This is a genomic window from Rathayibacter sp. AY2B7 (assembly GCF_002931635.1).
Taxonomy (GTDB): domain Bacteria; phylum Actinomycetota; class Actinomycetes; order Actinomycetales; family Microbacteriaceae; genus Rathayibacter.
The window spans coordinates 1-3412 of record NZ_PSUC01000178.1 but is presented as its reverse complement, the minus strand read 5'-3'; the positions used below and the strand labels follow the sequence as shown (position 1 = coordinate 3412).

Sequence of the window (3412 nt, the reverse complement as noted above, 5' to 3'; positions counted from 1 at the left end):
CCGCGCCACTGCCGCTCGGATCCGCGCCTTCGCTCGGGTTCACGCGGCCGCACCGCCGCGCCACTGTCGCTGAGGCGCGGACCGTCACCGGGGCCGCACCGTCGCCTGACGCCGTGCCGACACCAGGGCCGTGCCGCCGCATTGCGCCATGCCGCCGTTCGGCCACCACGATCCGGCACGTCGGCACCTCGGCACCTCGGCAGCTCGGCAGCTCGGCGCGCGCCGAACCGCCGTCGAGCGCCGTCGCGTCGGGCCGCCGTTCGAGCAGCGCGTCTCGGGACTGCGCTGTCGCCCCGCACAGCCCCGCGGCTGATCCGGCGGGGTGCGCAGTCCGGGCGCGCAGTCCGGGCGCGCCCGCGCGGTCAGTCGGCGACGCGGAGGAGCACGTCGCCCGTCGTCCCGCCCCGCAGCCGCCCCGCAACCGCCCCACCGCCGCGACGCTACGCCGCTAGGAAGCGGTCCGCCGTCCGCAGCGAGAGCGCCATCGTCGCGAGCGCCGGGTTCGCGATCAGCGCGCTCGGGAACACCGAGTTGTCGCACACCCAGAGGTTCGGCACGTCGAAGCTGCGGCCGTCCGCGTCGATCACGGCGTCACCGGCGTCGGTGCCCATCCGCACGGTGCCGAGAGTGTGCGCCGTGCGCGCCATCACCCGCGTGCTCGTCGCGCCGGCCGCCTCCACGATCGCGGTCATCGTCCGGATCGCGTGCCGGTCGATCGCCTCCTCGTTGGCGCCCGCCGAGAACGTGATGCGCGCCTTCGGCACCCCGTGCTCGTCCAGCTCGTCCGTCAGTTCCAGCCGGTTGCCGTCGGCGGGCAGGCACTCGGCGTTGATCCCGACGCCCGCCGCGAAGCGGTAGCCGTCGAGCGCGTCCATCAGATCGCGGCCCCAGAGTCCCGCGCCGCGGGCGAGCGTCGTCGCGTAGGTCAGCGGCATCACTCCGAGACTCTGGATCAGGTAGCCGCCCGCGAAGTCCGCGTCGGCCGGGCGGACGGTGTCCTCGGTGATCACCGAGGAGGGGTAGCCGCGGTAGCCGCGCATCTCGTTCTCGAAGGTGCCCCAGACCTGGGTCGCCCCGTGCGCCAGGAAGTTCCGGCCCACCTGGCCGCTGCTGTTCGCGATGCCGGTGTGCAGGAGGAGCCGGGGCGTCTCGACGCCGCCCGCGCAGAGGAACAGGGCGGAGCAGCGCTGCCGGTGCTCCACTCCGCCGCTCGTGTAGACCACGGCGCACACGCGGCCCGCAGCGTCCAGCTCGATCCCGTGCACGAACGAGTCGGCCCGGATCTCGGCGCCGGCCCGCACCGCCTCCGGCAGGTAGGTCACGTCCATGCTCGTCTTCGCGCCGGTCCGGCAGCCCTGATGGCACTGGCCGCAGTTGACGCAGGAGGGGCGGCCGTCGTCCCGAGGGCCGCTGAGCACGGCGGCGGGCGCGTCGGTCGCGCGCATCCCGATCGCCGCGCAGCCGCGCAGCATCATGTCGGCCGAGGCGTTCCGCGCGAGCGGGCCCTGCAGGTAGCGGCGCGACGGGTCCCACGGGTACTCGGCCGGGCCCGCCACTCCGATCGTCGCCTCCACCTTCTCGATGTACGCGGTGAGCTCGGCGTGCTCGATCGGCCAGTCGCGGCCGACACCGGAGTCGCTCCGGAGCCGAAGGTCGCGCGGGTCGGGGCGGGGCGTGAACGCGCCCCAGTGCAGCGTCGAGCCACCGACCCCGCGGCCGCTGTTGTTCTGCCCGAAGGCGGTGGGGGTCTCGCCTCCGCTGAGGCGCTCCTCCATCCAGTTGATCTCCACGGCCGCCGTCTCGTCGGCGGTGTGGCCCAGCGGATCGACGTGCGGCCCGGCCTCGAGGGCGACGACGCGCAGCCCGCGAGCGGCGAGCACCGAGAGCAGGGGCGCTCCGCCGGCCCCGGTGCCGATCACGACGGCGTCGACCGTCTCGTCGAGCGGGAAGCGGCGCATGCCGGTCGTGTTCATCGGTGACTCCTCGTCGTCGGTTCCCAGGTCTCGCGGTCGTCGGCGCCGAGCAGGCGGAAGCCCGTCACGAGCGGCAGCGTGTCGCCGCCGCTGGCGTAGCCGTCGTAGCCGATCCGCGCCATCGACGCGGGGTGGGCCAGCCACTGCTTCACGAGGTCGACGCGGCAGTCCTCGAACCAGGCGGTCAGCTGCTCGGCACCGAGCCCGCCGGCCGAGCCGTCGCCGAGCTCCGCGGAGCCGTCGGCGATCGCGGTGAGGCGCGCGTCCTGCTCGGCGGGGCCGAGGCCGGCGAAGCCCCGGAGGGTGTCGAGCGCCAGACCGTAGGCGATCGGGTCGGCCGGCAGGTCGGCGTTGCGCCAGCCGTCGCCCTCGCCGTTCGCGAGCTGCGTGTCCACCCGCGCGGCCAGGTCGATCCGGCCGCCCTCCTGAGGGACGACCCGGTCGGCGATCGCGCGCAGCTCCGCGAGCTGGGCGACGGTCAGGGCGCGGGGCGCGTACTCCGGGTCGTCGGCGAGCGCGCGCACGGCCAGCAGCCCGCGCACCCGCGTGGAGGTGCGGGCGGAGGCGATGGCCGCGCCGACGTCGGCCGGGACCGACGGCGCCGTGCCGGCCTCCTCCTCCCAGAACCGGCGGATCGCCGCCGCCACCTCGACCGGGCGCTCGAACGGCAGCAGGTGGCCCGCCCCGGCGAGCGTGAGCAGCCGGGCGCGGGAGTAGAGGGAGCCGTTGAGGCGGCGCTGCGCGTCGGCGCCGAGGTCGCCGTCCTCTCCGCCCGCGACCAGGAGGGCGGGCACAGCCCCGAGGGCGGCCTCGCCGGTGCGGTCCTCGCGGCTGCCGTGCTCGAGCCAGTCGCGCCAGCCCTCGGGGGAGTAGCGGCGCAGCTCGGCCAGCACCTCCGCGTCGGCGTCGGCGGGCAGCGGCGAGCCGACGTTCTGGTCGACGAACTCGCGCGCCTGCGCCTCGTCGAGGTGCCCGTCGGCGACCCAGCCGAGCATGGTCGAGCGGCGCTCCTCCTCCATCGGCTCGGGCGAGAGCGGCGACCCGGCGAGGAGCACGACGCCCGCGAGCCCGAACAGGCCCGAGCGGCCGGTGACCGTGCGGGAGGCCACGAGCGAGGCGATCTTCCCGCCCATGCTGTGCCCCAGGAGCAGCCAGCGGGAGGAGCGGTGCTCGCGGATCCGGCGGATCGTGGCAGCGGTCATCTCCTCGAGCGAGGTCCCGGATCCACCGGGCAGGTCGAGCGCGACGAGGTCCGCGACGTCGGCGAGCTCGCGGCCGAGCGCGTCGAAGGCGCGGCCGTCGAGCCCGAGTCCGGGCAGGGCGAAGAGGGTGGGGCGGGGGCTGGTGGACACGGGCGTCCTGTCGGATCGGCCGCTACCGAGACAACCTGGTGGTGTTCGCCTCTCCGATCTGACGCACGGCACGGAGGCGGGGCACGG

General features: G+C 75.6%; 2 protein-coding genes. Both read right to left on the bottom strand.

The genetic code is table 11. From position 1 onward, the window contains the following. Nucleotides 1-440: 440 nt before the first annotated feature. On the bottom strand, nucleotides 441-1973 hold the full coding sequence (locus C5C27_RS17000) for a GMC family oxidoreductase (RefSeq protein ID WP_104225175.1): 1533 nt from the start codon (nucleotides 1971-1973) through the stop codon (nucleotides 441-443). After that, nucleotides 1970-3325 carry an alpha/beta hydrolase gene (locus C5C27_RS16995; RefSeq protein ID WP_181133581.1) on the bottom strand — a complete coding sequence of 452 codons (1356 nt, stop codon included), beginning with the start codon at nucleotides 3323-3325 and terminating at the stop codon, nucleotides 1970-1972. Before C5C27_RS16995 ends, C5C27_RS17000 begins: the two co-directional genes overlap by 4 nt. Nucleotides 3326-3412: the final 87 nt, after the last annotated feature.

Excerpts from the sequence above, each read along its gene's own strand:
- C5C27_RS17000 (WP_104225175.1), bottom strand. The coding sequence starts at position 1,973 with ATGAACACGACCGGCATGCGCCGCTTCCCGCTCGACGAGACGGTCGAC.